The organism is Sporomusa acidovorans, from assembly GCF_900101845.1.
Classification (GTDB): Bacteria; Bacillota; Negativicutes; order Sporomusales; family Sporomusaceae; genus Sporomusa; species Sporomusa acidovorans.
Window position 1 is genome coordinate 279,846 of record NZ_FNAM01000001.1, and the last position, 17,795, is coordinate 297,640.

The following is a 17,795-nucleotide window of genomic DNA, read 5'->3' on the forward strand; positions in this document are numbered from 1 at the left end:
TTACAATTTCACCATCCCTAGTGCCTGTACTTCAACTTTTGGATCCAGTTCAGCATAGGATAAAACCGTTAGATTGGGGGCTACCCGTTCTGTAAGTTTACGGAAATATAGCCTAGCACCCGGGTTTGTAAGAACTACGGGCTGATAGCCCATGTTAGTAAGCTTAGGAAGTTCATTAGTGAGACTATTAATCACAGCCTGGACTTTTTGAGGTTCCAAAGCTACATAGGATCCTTGCTCAGTACGCTGCACGGAATTGATAATCGTATTCTCTAATTGGGGATCGACTGTCAAACACGTTAGAATATTGTTATTCACAACCTGACGGGAAATTTGACGAGCCAGTGCATGTCTTACATATTCGGTTAGAATTTCAGTGTCTTTGGTCAATTGCGCATAATCCGCCAAAGTTTCAAAAATTGTAACCAAATCTCTAATCGAAACTTTCTCACGCAGCATATTGCCCAACACTTTTTGTATTTCGCCAATTGACAAAAGGTTTGGTGTCAATTCTTCGACAACAGCAGCATTATTCTGTTTAACAGAATCAACCAGAGTTTGTACTTCCTGACGACCAAGTATTTCTGCCGCATGACTCTTGATAATTTCAGTAAGGTGCGTCGCTAAAACGGACACTGGATCCACTACTGTATAACCTGCCAATTCCGCTTGTTCCCGGTAACTTTCCTGAATCCAAAGAGCCGGCAAGCCAAACGCCGGTTCCACTGTCTCAACCCCTGGCACTGATTCAAAAGCAGCACCGGAATCCATAGCTAAAAAGTGATCTAACATTAGTTCGCCTCTGGCAATTTCAATTCCTTTTATTTTTATCACATAAATATTGGGTTTAAGCTGAATATTATCACGTATGCGGATAGTGGGTACAATAAGGCCCAGTTCTAAAGCACATTGCCGGCGAATCATAACCACCCGGTCTAACAGGTCGCCCCCCTGACTAACATCAACGAGCGGTATAAGACTATAACCAATCTCAAGCTCCATAGGGTCAACCTGTAATAAGGACACAATATTCTCCGGTTTACGTACTTCTTCTTTCTCCTTTTCCTCTTGCTGAGACATTTCCATTTGAACCTCTGATTGTTCAGTCCGAATAAGAGCATAGCCAATGCCGCCAGTAATGAGGCTGAGAACAAAAAACGGCAGACCTGGCAACCCTGGAATTAACCCTAAAAGCAGCAATACCCCGCAAGCGATAAAAAATACGCGGGGATTATTAATAATCTGACTGGCAAGATCGGACCCCAGATTAGACTCAGATGCTGCCCGGGTTACCACGATACCGGTCGCTGTTGAAATTAATAGCGCAGGTATCTGGTTAACCAATCCTTCACCTACAGTTAACAAGGTATACGTTTGCAACGCCTGCAAAATATCCAAGTTACGCTGCAGCATCCCGATAACAAAACCACCGACGATATTAATAATAATAATAATAATTGCGGCAATGGCATCGCCTTTAACAAATTTACTCGCCCCATCCATAGCACCATAAAAATCAGCTTCGCGTTGAATATTTCTACGACGGTCACGCGCTTCCTTGTCGGTAATAAGTCCAGAATTAAGATCTGCGTCAATACTCATTTGCTTACCAGGCATAGCATCTAAGGTAAAACGGGCGGCAACTTCGGCAACACGTTCTGCACCTTTGGTAATTACAATAAACTGAATAATAATCAAAATAACAAATACAATAAAACCGACAACCGGATTGCCGCCGACAACAAAATTGCCAAAAGCGGCAATCACGTCGCCGGCGTGACCGTCAAGCAGAATCAAACGTGTCGAAGATACGTTGAGGGCTAAACGAAATAATGTAGTAATTAAAAGTAATGACGGGAATACGGAAAAATCTAATGGCTCCGTATTATAGATAGCCACCATAACAATAATTAAAGCTAGTGTAATATTCGTCGTCAGCAAGAGATCAAGCAACATTGTCGGCAAAGGTATAATCATCATCACTACTATGGTAATGATTGCCACTGCTATCATAATATCACTATACTTTTGTAAGCCTATAAATAGTGAGGACTGTCGAGTAATAGCCATCTGGTATGATCGCTCCTTTTATTAGGACAAGCGTTTTTTTAGGCGATATACATATGCCAAAACTTCTGCAACCGCCTGATATAACTCTGCTGGAATAATATCGCCAATTTCTACCGCAGAATAGAGTGCACGAGCTAAAGGCTTATTTTCAACAATAACAACTTTGTTTTCCCGTGCCACTTGTTTGATACGTTCAGCCAAAAAATCCTGACCTTTAGCCAAAACAACCGGGGCCGCCATCTCTTTTTCATATTTAAGCGCGATAGCCAAATGGGTAGGATTCGTAACAACCACATCCGCTTTAGGAATTTCCTGCATCATTCGCCGCATAGCCAAAGCACGTTGTTTTTCTTTAATTTTACTTTTTATTTGAGGATTACCTTCTGTTTGTTTCATTTCCTCTTTTACTTCTTCCTTAGACATCTTCAAACTCTCATTATGTTCCCACCATTGATACATATAATCAAGGACTGCTAAGACTAGCATAACAGCAATTATCTGAAAAGCTAAATCGATAACCAATGAACCGGTTAATTTAAGCGCGTCCATTAAATCCATATTAATTATTTGCGGAATGTCGCCTGTTTTAATAACAGCAAAGCGATAAATAAAATAACCAATAATAGCAACCTTAAAAAGTGCTTTAGCAAGCTCAACAAGTGATCTTTTCGAAAACAATCGCTGAAAACCAGATAGAGGATTAATCTTCGAAAAATCGGGCATTAACACTTCTGTCGAAAACATAAAGCCAACTTGCATAAAATTAATAACAACAGAGATAACCATAATGACTAACAGAATCGGCAACATTGTCTTCATTAAAACCAGTTCCGTATCAATAAATAATAATTGAACGGCATTGATAGTTAAATCCTGAGCAGTCAAGCCGGAAAAAATTCCCGTCATATAACTGGCTAATTCATTATATAGATTAACTCCTAAAAGTTTAAGTGTATAAAAAGCGGCCAAAATTACAAACACCGAACTAATTTCAGAACTTTTGGCCACCTGCCCCTTTTTGCGAGCTTCCTCTTTACGTTTAGGGGTAGCATCTTCCGTTTTTTCACCATTAAACAATTGTAAATCAAAATTCTTTAGCCGATAGCGAGATTCCTTATCCTGGTGCAAGACTTTCCAAGAGGCGGTACATATTATGAAAGACTTCACTAAAAACCACCTCCAAAAAGAATAGATAAACCGGTAAAGCCAAAGAGAGTACAAAAATGCCGACAATAATCTTGCCCGGCACACCAACAACGAAAATATTCATTTGAGGCATAGTTCGAGCCAGAATACCTAATGCTACATCCGTAAGTAACAACGCGACTAGTACTGGCAAACTAATTTTAAGTGCAATAATAAAAATATTAACAACCATATCCACTATAATTTCAGAGAGTTCCGGACGAAATAATCCCTGTGTTACCGGAATAGTTTTAAAGCTGTAAACCATAGCTGCTAAAAAAAGATGATGACTATTGCTGGTTAAAAACACCATCATCGCCAAAATATATTTAAAATTGCCGATGAGTGGTACTTGCTGACCAAATTGAGGATCGAATACGTTTATAATGCCAAAACCAATTTGTGTATCTAATAATGCGCCTGCCATCTGAATTCCATAAAAAATAAATGAGCAGGCAAAACCTAGTGTCAAACCGATTAAAAATTCTCCTATTACCTTCACCGCATAAGAAAGCAGAGTATCCGGAATAGCAAGATCTGATTGTATCAATAAAGGTAATAAAATATAGGAAAGAATCAATGACAATCCAGCTTTTATGATTAGCGGAACATTGCGGGAACCAAAAATAGGGGCTGATGTAAAAATTCCACTAATTCTCGCAAAAATCAACAAAAAAAAGCCTAACTGGTTTTGCAATAAAGTAAAAAGATCCACTATTCTTACCACCTATCGTTTATCAAACGCCTCCTGCTCATCGCTAACGCACCATATTAGGCAAATTCATAAATAATTCCCGCGTATAGTCAATCATCAAGCTAAGCATCCATGGACCAAAAATAAGTACAGCAACAAAAACAGCAATGATTTTAGGAATAAAAGCCAGTGATTGTTCTTGTATTTGCGTTGTTGCTTGAAATACACTGACCGCAACACCCACGACCAAACCTAGAATGAGCATGGGAGCTGATACTAGCATGACCATCATTAATGCATTACTTCCCACCTGAATAGCCATATCACCAGACATTAACGCTCCCCCTTTTTATCCAAAACTACTAACTAATGAGCGAATTATTAAATGCCAGCCATCCACCAGTATAAATAATAAAACTTTAAAAGGTAAGGATATCATGACCGGTGGAACCATCATCATCCCCATAGCCATAAGTGTACTGGCTACGACCATGTCAATGACGATAAAAGGAATATAAATTAAAAAACCAATTTGAAAAGCGGTTTTAAGTTCACTAATAATAAAAGCAGGAATTAGTACTGAGGAGGGAACGTCTTCCGGCGTATTAGGTCTGGGCATCTCCGACAAATTTACAAATAACGCTATATCATTTTCGCGAGTCTGCTTAAACATAAATTCACGCATCGGTTTCATTGCTTCAGTAAGCGCTGTTTGCTGATCCATTGTCCCCGCCATCATAGGCTGAAAAGCATTTTTATTTACCTGATCAATATAAGGTGACATTGTATAAAAAGTTAAAAACAGCGCAAGCCCAACTAAAACTTGATTAGGCGGCATATTTTGCGTCCCCAAAGCACTGCGCAAAAATGACAAAACTACAATAATGCGTGTGAATGAGGTCATCATAATCAAAATAGACGGTGCAAGCGAAAGCACCGTTAACATCAACAAAACTTGCAGGCTAAGGGCAACATCCTGAGGACTGTTGGCCTGTTCAATCCCAACATTTATATTAGGGATAGGTATTAGCGGCGCTGCTCCTGCTACATTGGGAATAGCAATTAGTGCTATAAGCATAGCCAAAATTAACATATTATGTTGTTTTGACTTTATCCAATCTGACACTCTATTTACCTCTTCCTAATATCGATATCGTTCTCCTTCTCGTGAAATTGAGGAGTGTCTGAAGTGAAAGTGCGTGGAAATTTTAGCTGCATTTGTTTCAATAAATTTAACTGCCGGTAAAAAACATTACTAAACTGCTCAGGGGGCATAACAGCATTTTGACTGGCCATCAACTGTTCAATATCGGTTTGGGATGTAATTTCGTTAAGCAATGTAATATTATGTTCAGTTACTCCTAATATTAGATACTTACCCGCTATTTCTACCACATACACAGCGCGATTGGGTCCCAAAGATAACGTAGCATAAATTTTACCGTTGCCAAATCCACCACCTCTGGACATCCTATCCCCTAAAAACCGCGAAGTAAGGTATGCAAGGCCAAGTACTACTAAAAAGACCAAAAGTAATGATAAGATATATCCACCTGTCGCAAGCCATGATGTTGAAGTTGGCTGGGGCTCCTGATATTTTAAATATCCGCCTGTTTCTGCTGCCGCTAGCACCTGACCTGACAACATTGATAATACACTAACGATAAAACTCCCACCGTTAACGCGCCAATTAATCATTTATCAATATTACCCATCTAGCCAACGGCTTTGCGGACAGCTTCCAAAACACGGTCAGGCTGAAACGGCTTAACAATAAAATCACGAGCACCTGACTGGATGGCTTCGATGACCATGGCCTGTTGCCCCATTGCACTACACATAATAATTTTGGCACTGGCATCCATCTTTTTGATTTCTTTTACGGCAGTAATTCCATCCATTTCCGGCATAGTAATATCCATGGTGGTCAAATCTGGTTTAAGTTCCTGATATTTTTCCACCGCTTTAAGACCGTTCTCTGCTTCCCCTACTACATCATAACCATTTTTGGATAAAATATCTTTAATCATCATCCTCATAAAAGCGGCATCGTCAACAACTAAAACTTTAATGGCCATTAAACTTATCTCTCCTATCTCAAATAAAAATTTGGAATTACTACTGAAGATGGCTCGCTCGTTCCAAAGGACTTATTATATCTGTAATTCGTACACCAAAGTTTTCATCAATGACTACAACTTCTCCCTTGGCAATTAGTTTACCATTAACCAGAATATCCACTGGCTCTCCGGCCAGCTTATCCAACTCGACGACCGAACCTTGTGATAATTCAAGAATATCGCGAATTAATTTGCGAGTCCTCCCAAGCTCTACAGTAATTTGTAGCGGAACATCCATAATGAGGCCAATATTTGTATCAGAACCGGGCACACCAGCCGGTTTTAACGGCGCAAATTGTACAGGCTGCACAGCCACATTTTGCGCTGGTTGTTGTTTGGGCTGTGAAGCCGGTTGGGCATATGCAGGTGCCGGCTGTGATGCCGCAGGCGTTGCTGGTTTGGGAGGAGCGGCCGGCGGCGCTGCCGGAGTTGCAGGTTGCTGCACGGCATTTAACAAATTTTCAACCATTTCCCTGGCAACACTAAGCGGTAGTATTTGCATCAGCTCACTGTCGATAAGATCCTCAACTTCCATGCGAAAAGATACGCGCACTAAGGGATCATCACCGGAAACTATACTATCAATTTCAGGATCAACAGCAAAATCCAGCAAATTAACCTTCGGCGGGGCAATATCCACCTTCTTTTTAAAAATAGTTGAAATTGAGGTTGCCGTCGAACCCATCATCTGATTCATCGATTCACTAACAGCGCTCATATACAGTTCATTTAATTCTGCCGGCGGATTTGTACCATCACCGCCCATCATCAAATCAGCAATAATTAACGCATCTTGCTCCCGTATTGCCAAGATGTTAGTACCTAAAAGTCCTTGCGTATATCCCACCTCAATAACTAAATACGGCAACGGATATTGGCGCTTAATCTCATTTAAGGTGGATATTGAAACTTTAGGTGTTGTAATGGATACCCGCCGGCCTAAAAGTACAGACAAGGTTGTGGCCGCCGTACCCATTGATATATTTCCAATTTCACCCAAAGCATCTTTTTCAATATCGGATAAATCTTGCCCAGCCGGAGATGGCGAGGCTGCTACTGGTTCGCCTCTTAGCAATGCGTCTATTTCTTCCTGGGAAAGGAATCCGTCACTCATCATTATCATCTCCTTGGGAAATTACTTGAGTTATTTGTACTGCATTTCTGTTACTAATAAGTCCTGGTTTACATTTAAACTTTTCTCGATTACCAATCAGGATGCTTAATTCATCTTCTGCCTTTGTCTCCAGTTGCAGCACATCGCCCACTCCTATTTCCAAAAGTTCATGGACAGTAACAGTGGCCCGTCCCAGTTCAACAATAACTGGGATAAGAGTTCTCTCCAGCTTTCGTTGTAATACATTCATGGTTTCCGTAGAAGCCTGTTTCGCAGCCGCAGAAGCAACCCAAAAAGTCGTTGTTAATTTTGACATGATTGGTTCAAGTACCAGATAGGGAATACAAATATTCATTAAACCTTCTGCCTGACCAATTTTCGCTTGCAGAGTAATGAGTACGACCATATCATTAGGGGGAACAATTTGTGTAAACTGAGGATTTGTTTCTAACGCCTCCATGCGTGGCTCAATTGCCACAACCTGTTTCCAGGCCTCCTGCATGTTCTCCATGGCTTTATTAATAACTTTTCTGATAATCACTTCCTCAATATCGGTCAATGAACGTGATTTTGCCGGTGGCAAACCCGGACCACCAAATAATCGATCAATAATCGCCAGTACAATATTAGGATTTATTTCTAATATTGCATTGCCTTTTAGCGGGCGCATTTGAAAAATACTGATGACACTGGGGTTTGGCATTGACCGGATAAATTCTTCATATGTCAGTTGATCAACAGAAGCAACATCAATATGAATAAGGGTCCGAAGATGGGCTGACAGGTATGTGTTAAACATACGGGCAAAGTTCTCATGCAGCATATAAATTGTACGGATTTGATCCTTAGAAAATTTATCAGGACGCTTGAAATCATATATTTTGATTTTTTTCTGCTTTTCTTCGGTTTTTATTTCTTCGGCGGTAACAACACCGGTTGACAAAGCTGACAACAGTTCATCAATTTCAGATTGTGATAAAACATCGGGTCCTGCCAATCCTCCCCCTCCTTTCACACAGAGAAAATAATAATACCTGGCGAACTAATGTTATACATTTACTAAACTACTTACGCGAATCTACTGTAAAACGAAATTAGTAATATAGATATCATAAACACGGTCTTCGCCAAGCGTATTATTAATTTCATTTTTAAGTAGTTCTTTTAACTGATCTTGCTTGACTGGATCAAAATCTTCAATCTTCTGCGAGCGCAAAACATAAACAGCAGTATCTAGTATCTTTATTTCCTCAGGAGACGGCATTTTTCCTTCTTTTGCCGGTGAATTATTACTTGGTTTTAATTCTACAATAACACCGATTTTAAGATAGCGCCCGCTATTGACACCGCCAATATTGAGAATCAGTCCATCTTTTGCGTCACCTAACTTTATAAATTGTCCGGGCTCATGCAGGGAGACCTTTTTCTCAACTGTTTTGTCTGACACAACCCTGGTAGCAATCAAATATGAAATACCACCGGCTAAAATTAAGCCCACAACAATTAAGATGATCATAACCATCATGGACATCTTTTTAGGTTTTTCTTCTTCAGCCACTGGTGCACCTCCATTTTTAGTATATTGATTTATTAACCGCTGCCTTAACAATGGTATCGTTATCGCATGTTTCTATATAATGCCCGGCGATAATCCATGACCTTACGTACAATCTCATCCATAGATTCTTCCACAATAAGCTTCTTGCCGCTGGTTAAGGTAATGACCGTATCAGGTGTCTCTTCAATGGTTTCAATTAATTCGGCATTCACCACAAAATCACAATCTTGAGATTTAAGTTTTGTAACCTTTATCACCATAATCCCTCCTTCTCGCTATTTAAAAAATAGGTAGCGGAAGAGAGGCATTCCCCCCGCTACCTGACAAAAAAATTACCGTTTCAGATTGGCTAATATTTCCAACATCTCATCATCTGTTGTAATAATTTTGGAGTTGGATTGGAAACCACGCTGGGTAATAATCATATTGGTCATCTCATCAGATAAGTTTACATTCGACATTTCCAAACTGCCGGAGCTGGTTTTGCCAAGTCCGCCAGTGCCGGGAATACCAATCGCTGGATTACCTGAATTGCTGGACTTCACGAACATCGTCTCCCCTACCTTATCAAGGCCGCCTGGGTTGGTAAAGCCCGCTAAGGCCACCTGGCCTAATGTTTGACTTTGCCCGTTATCATAGGTGCCGGTAATTATACCGGAAGCGGAAATTGTTTTTTTCGTCAGCGACCCCTGGGCATAACCGTCATAATCAGATTTAAGCGTTGATTCACCACCATACATTGTTAAACCGGTTAAGTCAAGAGTAAATGATTTACCTGATATAGTAACAGAAGTAGGAGGAGTAGTAATCTTACCGGCAGTTGTAGGAGGAACAGCAGCAGGATTAGTAACAGAAGCAAATGTAATTGAAGAAACAGTTGCAAGTGGTGTAGTTGGAGTTGCTGACGCCGGATCATAAAAATCAAGTTTCCAAGTGTTCGAACCGGTAAAGGTAAAAACAGCGTTAAGGTTAGTGCCTTTACCCATACTATCATAAATTGTAACTGTCCCAGAAGCTGTGGTGGGATCCACAATACTAGTAGTAGACGGATCATCAGTTACGGCATCAGCAGTTAAATTTTTAGTAAACGTAAAACCGGTAGTAGCCTTAGGTGCCATAGTCTTCTTAGAATCATCAATTACCAGCGGAACAAGCTTACCGGTATCAATTTTACCGGTTGCATCAACGCCATAGCCCATTACTTGCAGGCTAGTGCCTGGCAAATAATAATTACCGGCAGCATCAAAATCAAAATTTCCCGCTCTGGTATAATATTGATTGGTACCACCGTTATCGGAAACGATAAAAAAGCCATCTCCCTGAATTGCCAGGTCGGTTTGCTTACCGGTGGATTGGACATTGCCGTCGGTAAACAGTGTTTCAATACTGGCTATCCCCATTCCCAGACCAACCTGCATCGGGTTGGAGCCGGCAGTATTGCCATTTGGCGCGGAAGCGCCCTGCAAAGTTTGACTTAGAATATCCTGGAAATTAACTCGGCTCGCTTTAAAGCCGGTAGTATTGACGTTAGCGATATTATTGCCGATAACGTCTTGCCGGGTCTGATGATTTTTTAGACCCGACACAGCGGAATATAATGAACGCATCATAGGAAAAGTGACCTCCCACTCTTTTTTTATTGATCTAATTTTTTAATGCTGCTTCTGTCATTCAGCAGTCGTGTGGGCTTCCTCAAGAGGTCCGGCCCTAAACAATTACCGCACTATCAATGTTGGTAAACACATTTTCTTTGATACTGGCGCCGTCCAAAGCAGTGATGACCGTTTTATTTTTAATACTGACAACAAAGGCCAAACTGTCATTCATCAATATAAGTGATTCTTGGGCGCCTTTTTGTGCCGCTTGCTCTACCGCTTGGCTCAACTTATTCAAATGCGTGCTGTCAAGCTTAATTTTACGGCTCTCTAATCGTTGTAAGGCATGTTGGGAAAACTTAACCCCAGTGATTTCTTGCCCTAATAATTGATCGAAACTAAGTCCGGTAGTTGCTTGTTTTATTGCAGAAGTATTTGGCTTGGCCGACGAAGGGCTGATAGGCGAAATAATTGGAGCGGCGGTTTGGTAAGCATGATAAATACGATTATCAGCCATTTGTTGTATTCCCTGTAGTTGTACTAGAAAAATACTCAACTCCGGTTACTTTACTTAATTCAATGGATGTAGAACCAATTACCAGTTTAGGCTCATTATTGACTAACCGTACCGATTTAACTACACCTGACTGTTCATCAGCACTGCTGTCATCTTTCCATGTGACTTTCATACCGATTAAGCTCATGGCATGAGCCATTTGCATCGTTGAGTTCATATTCTGCATTTGTTCCAAGCTTGAGAATTGCGCCAATTGTGCGATCGTTTCTTTATCATCCACAGGATTTGTCGGATCCTGATTCTGATATTGAGTGATTAATAATTTTAAAAACTCATCTTTACCAAGGCTGTCATTTGCTTTTCTGGTCGTTGTAGTGCTGTCAGAGTTTGCTGTACTTTGGCTAGTGCCGCTCACAGCAGTTGTATTAGCCATGTTAACACCTCCTTTTTTTAAATACGGTAATCGACACCAGCTTGAGAACCTATACCGGAAATGCCCCCGGTTGCCAGTTCACCATCAATTGCCTCAATAAAATTCTCCGCGGATTTTTTATTCGCAGCCTTCGTTAATTGTTGCCGTGAGTTTTGGCTTTGTCCCTGATTAGGTTGAAATTGACTAAGTCCAGCATAAACACTGACATTATCCACTTTTAAGCCGCTATTAACCAACTCCTGTTTTAACTGTGGCAGCGAAGTCTCAATCAGACTGCGAACTTCCGGGTTATTAGAATGGAAGCTGGCATTGACGACGCCATTTTCAATTGCTACTTTCAGAGTCAACTCACCAAGATGTTCTGGCTTAAGTTTCATAACCATTTCAGTGTTTTGCGGTTTAGTAATAATTTTTGTTTGCTCCACGATCTGATCAAGAACTTGTTGCACATCAGCCGAAGGTGTTGTTGCTGCCTGCGAATCCGCTGTATTGACGAAAGACGCTATGGCATTAGTAGATAATAATGCAGCATCTAAGTTCTGAGAAAATACCGAAGAACTTATTACTTTAGTATCTATTGACAAATCTTGTTCGCCATTAAGCATCTTAGAATCTGTTAAATTTTTTTGTCCTTCGCCAGTAAGATCCGAACTTAGCATTCGCCCCTGTTGGTTACTACCAACTGTCGGTATAACTGTTTGTTCAACAGGCGCTTGATTTTGCTCTGCAGCTTGATCATTAGGATTTTGAGCAGGTTTTTGCATTGAGCTTGCGTTTTGCAGACCTGCCGCCGTTTGCGGTAATATAAAGCCGCTGGAATTTGCCGCAGGTTTTGCTTGCGCTGCTTGGTTTTGTTTTTCACCAGTTGCTTGTGATACAGTTGCTTGACTAGAATTGCCCGCTTTTAGGCGACCATTTTGAACACTTTCTGCTGTTTGAGCTAAAACTGCTCCGTTAGGACTCAAGGTAGTTTCGACCGTCACGGCCTGATTTTGTGGCAAATTTTCTTGCGTTACCGTATTGCCTGAGACTGCATTGCTAATATTGCCTGATAATTTAGCAAGTATCTCAGGTTTTTCCTGCCCAAATTTCAGTACGCCGTTCTGATTATTGGGCTTAAGATTGTTCTCAGAAACAGAAGCTAATCCCTGTTGTACAAGCGTAGCAAATTGGACCGTATTTGTTGCCATTTGGGGTTGATTAGCAACTGCAGCTTGCCCAGCCACTATTGCCGCTGTCGCTTGCTCTGGCTTTACTACCGTCGGAGTACTAGCGGTCGAGGTATTAATAACAGGAACTCCTATAAGCAAGGCTGTAACCAAGGCAGGATTAGCCACACTTGGTAAAACATCCTGCGGCGATATTACGTCTTTGTCAGACTCATTTGAGTTTGTTTTTGTCGATTCATCGGCCAAACTTACGTTTTTTCCCTTGGAATCAGTCTCATCTTTTTTACTTATATTTTGGGGCTTAGCAGCGTTTGTTAACTTCTCAGCGACAGCCTGTTCTGGAGGATCTTTTACAGTCGTCTCATTCGTTTCCGTAACAGCCTTGTTCAATGTATCATTAAAGCTATTTTGCGGTTCGCCTGAGGATGATCCACTACTTGAGCTTTTGCTGACTGTTGCTTGTGATGAAGCACTACTTTGCAATAGATTAATCCCTACGTTCATTTTTTCACCTCCTTTCAAGGCAATTTTATCTAAACTATATTTTGGGAGCTTGTGGCTCTCTCATCATTTCCTGCGTGATCCGCGCTGCCCGTGCAGAGTCAAACTTAGCTAAAATTTTTGATACTTGCTCTTCTTCCATTTTTCCTAGTATCGAAATAACTGTTGGATCATCCAAGTCGCCCATAATTGTTACAGCCTCTTCCGGTTTCATCCCGCCATACAATCGCGCTAATTTAGAAATACGTTTGGCTTCTTCTTTTTGCTTAATTTTAGTCTGTTGCTCCAATTCTTCTTTTGTAATAACATTAGGAGTTGACGGCAAAGGATTCGACTGAAGGCTGCCTGCTGGCTGCTGGGCCATAGTGGAACTATTAGGCATATTAGCCTGACCGTTAGTGGTATCCTCATCTAATTCTACTGGTTCAAAGTTTGTTTTCGGAAAAAATCGGTTAACTACCGGGTATTGAGCCAAATTAACACCGTGTGTCAGTTGCTCCACATTAATCATTTTCAAATATATTCCGGCAGCAAAGCCAATCACTATTAAAATACACAAAGCGACTATCACTGATAATATTTTAAAAATCCTATTAAACTTTGATTTGGGTGCTTCCGGTTCTTGCGTAGTCTGTGGAGCTACCGCAGCCGGTTTTGTTGGTTTGTTGGCAGTAGTTTTGGTTTTTTCAGCCATAATTAACTATAGACTCCTCTACTTAGCCAAAGACAAAACTTTGGCTACATAGTCACGTGTTTCACTATATGGCGGAACACCATTATAGTTTTTTACTGCTTGAGGCCCGGCGTTATAAGCAGCAACCGCTTTAGCAACATCGCCGCCGAAAGTAGTCAGCATCTGTTTCAAATAATGAACACCGCCATCAATATTCTCACGCGGATCGTTAATATTATGTACTCCAAGGGAGCGGGCAGTCTCTGGCATTAGTTGCATAACCCCCACTGCCCCTACGGGTGAGACGGCGTCCTGAGACAGCCCAGATTCCGTTTCCGCTATAGCCATTGCCAATTTGGGATCTACACCATATTTAGCGGCAGCGACATGGATCATCTTGGTAATATCCCCACCGTTGGTACTAATAGAATTATTACTGGTTGTTATGTTATTTACCATTGTTGATTGTTGATTATTCGCCTGAGAAAGCGCGGCAGCAAAATTATTGGCGGATTGGGTTTGCGGGACTGTTGGCGTAAAGCGTTGCTCGATTTCGGCAATTCGTTGAACCACCTGATTGATACTGGATAACATGTTATTCACTCTCCTTGTTACGCATAAAAGCCTGCGTTCCAAGCTCATCTAGAATTTTTTGTTCCTCTTGCAATAATTCAATATTGTACTGCTCTAAGCGTTTTTTACGTAAATTATCGACAAGTTTTCGCTGCTTAACAGCTGCTTCCAACACATTCAGGCACTCTTGCCGATAAGTTTCCGCTTTAGCTACCTGCTCATGCTGCTTAGTAATATCTCCCTTAAGTTTATCGATATAATAATGAAAAGTCTTAAGAATTTCAATGGTTGGAGAACCGTCATTCTGTTCTTTACTAAGCAAATGCAAACTGGAAATTAACTTATTTTGAAATTGAGTTAATAATTCCTTTTCCTTATATAAGCGAATATTGGCTTCCGCCATCTTAATCTGCGCTTGCTCTTCTTCCATCTTTCGGAACTTTAGTAGTGTCTCTAGGCGAAACCGGAATTTCTTCATTTTCTACTTTCCTCTTATTTCAGGCCACAAGCACTTTAAGTCGCTCAATCGTTTCAGTTATCGGTGTGTTTTCGTTTACGTCTTGCTGCAAGAAACTTTTTATCTGATCAATAGCAGCAACAGCACGATCAATATTAGCATTACTTCCCTGAGCATATGCTCCAATATTGATTAAATCTTCCGCTTCATGATATGTTGCAAGCAAAGCACGAAGTTGCTGCGCGCATTGTCGATGCTCCTTATCAATAATCTCTGTCATAACTCTGCTAACACTGTTCAGAACATCAATGGCTGGATAATGATTTAAAGCTGCCAAATTCCGTGATAACACAATATGACCATCCAAAATACTGCGTACCGCATCGGCGATTGGCTCATTCATATCATCGCCATCAACAAGCACGGTATAGATCCCTGTAATAGAACCGCGATCGCCAGTACCTGAACGTTCCAATAATTTAGGCAACATAGCAAATACGGATGGGGTATACCCTCTGGTAGCAGGCGGTTCACCCACTGTTAACCCTACTTCTCGCTGAGCCATGGCAAACCGGGTTACGGAATCCATCATTAACATAACATCCAGACCCTGATCGCGAAAATATTCAGCAATCGCAGTAGCCGTCATCGCTCCCTTAATTCTTACAAGGGCAGGCTGGTCAGAAGTTGCTACAACGACTACCGAACGCTTAAGTCCCTCTTCTCCCAAATCACGTTCAATAAACTCCCGCACTTCCCGGCCGCGCTCGCCAATAAGCGCAATGACGCTAATATCGGCCTCCGTATTACGAGCTATCATGCCTAACAGCGTACTTTTGCCAACGCCGCTGCCAGCCATAATACCTACCCGCTGTCCCCGTCCCATTGTTAACAGGCTGTCAATAGCTCGCACACCTACCCCCAGCTTGTCTTCAATGCGGCGGCGAGTTAAAGGTGGTGGCGGCGTAGAATTTAACGGATATTGAATATCAGTTATCAATGGGCCTTTATCATCAATGGGATTGCCAAGCCCATCTAAAATGCGTCCCAGTAATTGACGTCCCACATTTACTCGTAGCATCCGATGTGCTGACACGACTTCACAACCCGGGCCAATACCCTGAAGATCACCAACAGGCATGAGTAAAATACGATTTTCTCTAAATCCTACAACTTCAGCGGGAATAGGTTCACCTTTTCTATGCGGATAAACATAGCATAGCTCTCCCAAATTAACATTGGGACCTTGTGACTCCATGACCAATCCAATTATTTGCGTGATTTTTCCATTAATTTTCATGTTGTCACAATTAGCTATTGCTGATAAATAAGGAGAAGCATCAAAAAACTTACTCATGGCAACACTTCCTGAATTGCCTTATAAACTAACTCTAGTTTAGTATCTAATCTAGCATCTACAGTACCTAGCGCAGTTTCTATCACACAACCGCCTGTAGAAACAGTATGATCAGCGGTCACACTGATTGCATTTTCCCGTCCAACCATTAGTTGTAAATCACGTTTGGCCATTAATACCATTTCATAGTCTTCAGAATTCACTCTGATCGTTATCTGATTTTGATCGGTTACTTTGCTCAAAGCTTCCTTAACAATTGGTAGTATGGTAGTTGGGTTATCTTCTACTTCCCTTGCCAATATCTTACTTGCTACAGTAAGCGCAATCTCAACAATCTGACGCTCAGCGTCAACGAACATTTGAGCAATCTCTTGGTCGGCAGTTTTAACTAGCTGCTGCGCCTTTTCAATTGAGGATTGCACAGCCTGCTGCATTTCAGCCTGCGCAGCATCTTTTCCTTGATTATATCCTTCCTGATAACCTTGTTCATGGCCCTCATGCAAGCCTTGGAAATGGGCTTCTTCATAGGCGTGCTGCGTAATTTCTTTGACTTTGTTTTCAGCGTCAGTCACACATTGTGCCGCCGTTGTCTCAGCTTTAGCCATAATAGCCTTAGCCTCGCTACGGATAGCTTCTAAATCTATATCTGGCATGGCAGGCGCTTTGGCTTGTTCCTGTTCAGGTTCAGGCACAGATAATGGCCGGTGTTTAATAATAAACGGTGAATTTTTTTCAAAAAGCACACTTTTTATAATACTAGACAATTATTTCGTCTCCTTTACCACGCGAAACAACAATTTCGCCTGATTCTTCGAGACGACGAATATTATTTACAATTTTTTGCTGGGCCTCTTCAACATCTCTTATACGTACAGGTCCCATGTATTCGATTTCTTCGCGCAGCATTTCGGCAGCACGTTTGGAAACATTCTTATAGACCTTATTGGCAACTTCACTTGATGTTGCTTTGAGTGCCAACGCCAAATCTTTGTTATCGATTTCCCTAAGCACAAGTTGTAGCGATCTGTCGTCCAAGAGGACAATATCCTCGAAAACAAACATTTTCTTTTTAATTTCTTCCGCGAGCTCCGGATTTTGCACTTCCATATTTTCAATAATCGTTCTTTCGGTAGTTCGGTCAACACGGTTAAGAATTTCAACAATGGAATCTACACCACCAGCAGCCGTAAAATCTTGCGTTACTAGTGACGATAATTTGCGCTCAAGTATTCTCTCTACATCACGAATTACATCTGGCGAAGTTCGGTCCATTGTAGCAATTCGCCGTGCAACATCTACCTGACGCTCCGGTGGTAACGCCGAAACAATGGCCGCTGATTGCTCAGGTTGAAGATAGGCCATAATCAAAGCAATCGTTTGAGGATGTTCATTTTGGATAAAGTTCAACAATTGACTTGGATCCGTCTTCCTGGCAAAGTCAAATGGACGAATTTGCAAACTAGTAGTTAAACGATTAATTATCGAGACAGCCTTATCAGAACCTAAGGCTTTTTCTAACACTTCGCGGGCATAATCCAAGCCACCACTAGAAATATATTCTTTTGCTAAACACATCTGGTGAAATTCATTTAATACTTTATCTTTCTGTTCTTGCGTCAATTTACGTTGATTAGCAATCTCCAGTGTCAACTTTTCTATTTCGTCTTCCCGCATGTGTTTTAATACTTGAGCTGATATGTCAGGCCCTAAAGCAATTAATAAGATGGCTGCTTTTTGCTTGCCTGTCACTTCATTCGACTGGTACATAGCCTAGGTGCC

General features: G+C 41.2%; 21 protein-coding genes. All 21 read right to left on the reverse strand.

The window, feature by feature from the left end; genetic code table 11:
• Positions 1-2,070, reverse strand: a complete 2,070-nt coding sequence (gene flhA / locus BLR65_RS01495; protein WP_169716858.1) for a flagellar biosynthesis protein FlhA — start codon at positions 2,068-2,070, stop codon at positions 1-3.
• A gap of 21 nt (positions 2,071-2,091) precedes the next feature.
• Positions 2,092-3,198, reverse strand: a complete 1,107-nt coding sequence (gene flhB / locus BLR65_RS01500) for a flagellar biosynthesis protein FlhB (RefSeq protein ID WP_211285140.1) — start codon at positions 3,196-3,198, stop codon at positions 2,092-2,094.
• Complete coding sequence (gene fliR, locus BLR65_RS01505; RefSeq protein WP_093791733.1) at positions 3,185-3,970, reverse strand: flagellar biosynthetic protein FliR; 786 nt, start codon at positions 3,968-3,970, stop codon at positions 3,185-3,187. The genes flhB and fliR overlap by 14 nt, the downstream gene beginning before the upstream one ends.
• A gap of 43 nt (positions 3,971-4,013) precedes the next feature.
• Entirely contained in the window at positions 4,014-4,283 is a 270-nt protein-coding gene (fliQ, locus tag BLR65_RS01510; RefSeq protein WP_093791735.1) for a flagellar biosynthesis protein FliQ, read from the reverse strand.
• A gap of 15 nt (positions 4,284-4,298) precedes the next feature.
• Positions 4,299-5,042 (reverse strand): flagellar type III secretion system pore protein FliP, encoded by a 744-nt coding sequence (gene fliP, locus BLR65_RS01515; protein WP_176772667.1) that lies wholly within the window; start codon positions 5,040-5,042, stop codon positions 4,299-4,301.
• A 38-nt stretch (positions 5,043-5,080) separates the two neighbouring features.
• Positions 5,081-5,647, reverse strand: coding sequence for a flagellar biosynthetic protein FliO (gene fliO / locus BLR65_RS01520; RefSeq protein WP_093791737.1), 567 nt, complete (start codon positions 5,645-5,647; stop codon positions 5,081-5,083).
• 17 nt (positions 5,648-5,664) lie between these two features.
• Complete coding sequence (locus BLR65_RS01525) at positions 5,665-6,027, reverse strand: response regulator (protein ID WP_093791739.1); 363 nt, start codon at positions 6,025-6,027, stop codon at positions 5,665-5,667.
• A 40-nt stretch (positions 6,028-6,067) separates the two neighbouring features.
• The gene (gene fliY, locus BLR65_RS01530) at positions 6,068-7,183 is read right to left on the reverse strand and encodes a flagellar motor switch phosphatase FliY (protein WP_093791741.1); all 1,116 of its coding nucleotides are present in this window, start codon (positions 7,181-7,183) and stop codon (positions 6,068-6,070) included.
• The gene (gene fliM, locus BLR65_RS01535) at positions 7,176-8,180 is read right to left on the reverse strand and encodes a flagellar motor switch protein FliM (RefSeq protein WP_093791743.1); all 1,005 of its coding nucleotides are present in this window, start codon (positions 8,178-8,180) and stop codon (positions 7,176-7,178) included. Before fliM ends, fliY begins: the two co-directional genes overlap by 8 nt.
• A gap of 81 nt (positions 8,181-8,261) precedes the next feature.
• Positions 8,262-8,741, reverse strand: a complete 480-nt coding sequence (locus tag BLR65_RS01540) for a flagellar basal body-associated FliL family protein (RefSeq protein ID WP_245692283.1) — start codon at positions 8,739-8,741, stop codon at positions 8,262-8,264.
• A 59-nt stretch (positions 8,742-8,800) separates the two neighbouring features.
• Positions 8,801-8,998: a flagellar FlbD family protein gene (locus tag BLR65_RS01545; protein WP_093792039.1), complete on the reverse strand. Its 198-nt coding sequence runs from the start codon at positions 8,996-8,998 to the stop codon at positions 8,801-8,803.
• A 75-nt stretch (positions 8,999-9,073) separates the two neighbouring features.
• On the reverse strand, positions 9,074-10,351 hold the full coding sequence (locus BLR65_RS01550) for a flagellar hook protein FlgE (protein ID WP_093791745.1): 1,278 nt from the start codon (positions 10,349-10,351) through the stop codon (positions 9,074-9,076).
• A gap of 97 nt (positions 10,352-10,448) precedes the next feature.
• Positions 10,449-10,853 (reverse strand): TIGR02530 family flagellar biosynthesis protein, encoded by a 405-nt coding sequence (locus BLR65_RS01555; protein WP_093791747.1) that lies wholly within the window; start codon positions 10,851-10,853, stop codon positions 10,449-10,451.
• On the reverse strand, positions 10,846-11,286 hold the full coding sequence (locus BLR65_RS01560; protein ID WP_093791749.1) for a flagellar hook capping FlgD N-terminal domain-containing protein: 441 nt from the start codon (positions 11,284-11,286) through the stop codon (positions 10,846-10,848). The genes BLR65_RS01555 and BLR65_RS01560 overlap by 8 nt, the downstream gene beginning before the upstream one ends.
• A gap of 17 nt (positions 11,287-11,303) precedes the next feature.
• Positions 11,304-12,959: a flagellar hook-length control protein FliK gene (locus tag BLR65_RS01565; RefSeq protein ID WP_093791751.1), complete on the reverse strand. Its 1,656-nt coding sequence runs from the start codon at positions 12,957-12,959 to the stop codon at positions 11,304-11,306.
• Between the two features lie 34 nt (positions 12,960-12,993).
• On the reverse strand, positions 12,994-13,650 hold the full coding sequence (locus tag BLR65_RS01570; protein ID WP_143122466.1) for a MotE family protein: 657 nt from the start codon (positions 13,648-13,650) through the stop codon (positions 12,994-12,996).
• Between the two features lie 18 nt (positions 13,651-13,668).
• Positions 13,669-14,223, reverse strand: coding sequence for a lytic transglycosylase domain-containing protein (locus BLR65_RS01575; RefSeq protein ID WP_093791753.1), 555 nt, complete (start codon positions 14,221-14,223; stop codon positions 13,669-13,671).
• Position 14,224: 1 nt separating this feature from the next.
• Positions 14,225-14,680 carry a flagellar export protein FliJ gene (gene fliJ / locus BLR65_RS01580; RefSeq protein WP_093791755.1) on the reverse strand — a complete coding sequence of 152 codons (456 nt, stop codon included), beginning with the start codon at positions 14,678-14,680 and terminating at the stop codon, positions 14,225-14,227.
• 19 nt (positions 14,681-14,699) lie between these two features.
• Positions 14,700-16,016, reverse strand: a complete 1,317-nt coding sequence (gene fliI, locus BLR65_RS01585) for a flagellar protein export ATPase FliI (protein ID WP_093791757.1) — start codon at positions 16,014-16,016, stop codon at positions 14,700-14,702.
• Entirely contained in the window at positions 16,013-16,780 is a 768-nt protein-coding gene (locus BLR65_RS01590; RefSeq protein ID WP_093791759.1) for a FliH/SctL family protein, read from the reverse strand. Before BLR65_RS01590 ends, fliI begins: the two co-directional genes overlap by 4 nt.
• Complete coding sequence (gene fliG / locus BLR65_RS01595; protein WP_093791761.1) at positions 16,773-17,783, reverse strand: flagellar motor switch protein FliG; 1,011 nt, start codon at positions 17,781-17,783, stop codon at positions 16,773-16,775. The genes BLR65_RS01590 and fliG overlap by 8 nt, the downstream gene beginning before the upstream one ends.
• Between the last annotated feature and the right edge of the window lie 12 nt (positions 17,784-17,795).

What these genes read in the sequence shown, in the direction of transcription:
- flhA (WP_169716858.1), bottom strand. Translation starts at nt 2,070, where the DNA reads ATGGCTATTACTCGACAGTCCTCACTATTTATAGGCTTACAAAAGTAT.
- fliQ (WP_093791735.1), bottom strand. Translation starts at nt 4,283, where the DNA reads ATGTCTGGTGATATGGCTATTCAGGTGGGAAGTAATGCATTAATGATG.
- fliP (WP_176772667.1), bottom strand. Translation starts at nt 5,042, where the DNA reads ATGTTAATTTTGGCTATGCTTATAGCACTAATTGCTATTCCCAATGTA.
- fliO (WP_093791737.1), bottom strand. Translation starts at nt 5,647, where the DNA reads ATGATTAATTGGCGCGTTAACGGTGGGAGTTTTATCGTTAGTGTATTA.
- BLR65_RS01525 (WP_093791739.1), bottom strand. Translation starts at nt 6,027, where the DNA reads ATGGCCATTAAAGTTTTAGTTGTTGACGATGCCGCTTTTATGAGGATG.
- fliY (WP_093791741.1), bottom strand. Translation starts at nt 7,183, where the DNA reads ATGAGTGACGGATTCCTTTCCCAGGAAGAAATAGACGCATTGCTAAGA.
- BLR65_RS01550 (WP_093791745.1), bottom strand. Translation starts at nt 10,351, where the DNA reads ATGATGCGTTCATTATATTCCGCTGTGTCGGGTCTAAAAAATCATCAG.
- BLR65_RS01555 (WP_093791747.1), bottom strand. Translation starts at nt 10,853, where the DNA reads ATGGCTGATAATCGTATTTATCATGCTTACCAAACCGCCGCTCCAATT.
- BLR65_RS01560 (WP_093791749.1), bottom strand. Translation starts at nt 11,286, where the DNA reads ATGGCTAATACAACTGCTGTGAGCGGCACTAGCCAAAGTACAGCAAAC.
- BLR65_RS01565 (WP_093791751.1), bottom strand. Translation starts at nt 12,959, where the DNA reads ATGAACGTAGGGATTAATCTATTGCAAAGTAGTGCTTCATCACAAGCA.
- BLR65_RS01570 (WP_143122466.1), bottom strand. Translation starts at nt 13,650, where the DNA reads ATGGCTGAAAAAACCAAAACTACTGCCAACAAACCAACAAAACCGGCT.
- BLR65_RS01575 (WP_093791753.1), bottom strand. Translation starts at nt 14,223, where the DNA reads ATGTTATCCAGTATCAATCAGGTGGTTCAACGAATTGCCGAAATCGAG.
- fliJ (WP_093791755.1), bottom strand. Translation starts at nt 14,680, where the DNA reads ATGAAGAAATTCCGGTTTCGCCTAGAGACACTACTAAAGTTCCGAAAG.
- fliI (WP_093791757.1), bottom strand. Translation starts at nt 16,016, where the DNA reads ATGAGTAAGTTTTTTGATGCTTCTCCTTATTTATCAGCAATAGCTAAT.
- fliG (WP_093791761.1), bottom strand. Translation starts at nt 17,783, where the DNA reads ATGTACCAGTCGAATGAAGTGACAGGCAAGCAAAAAGCAGCCATCTTA.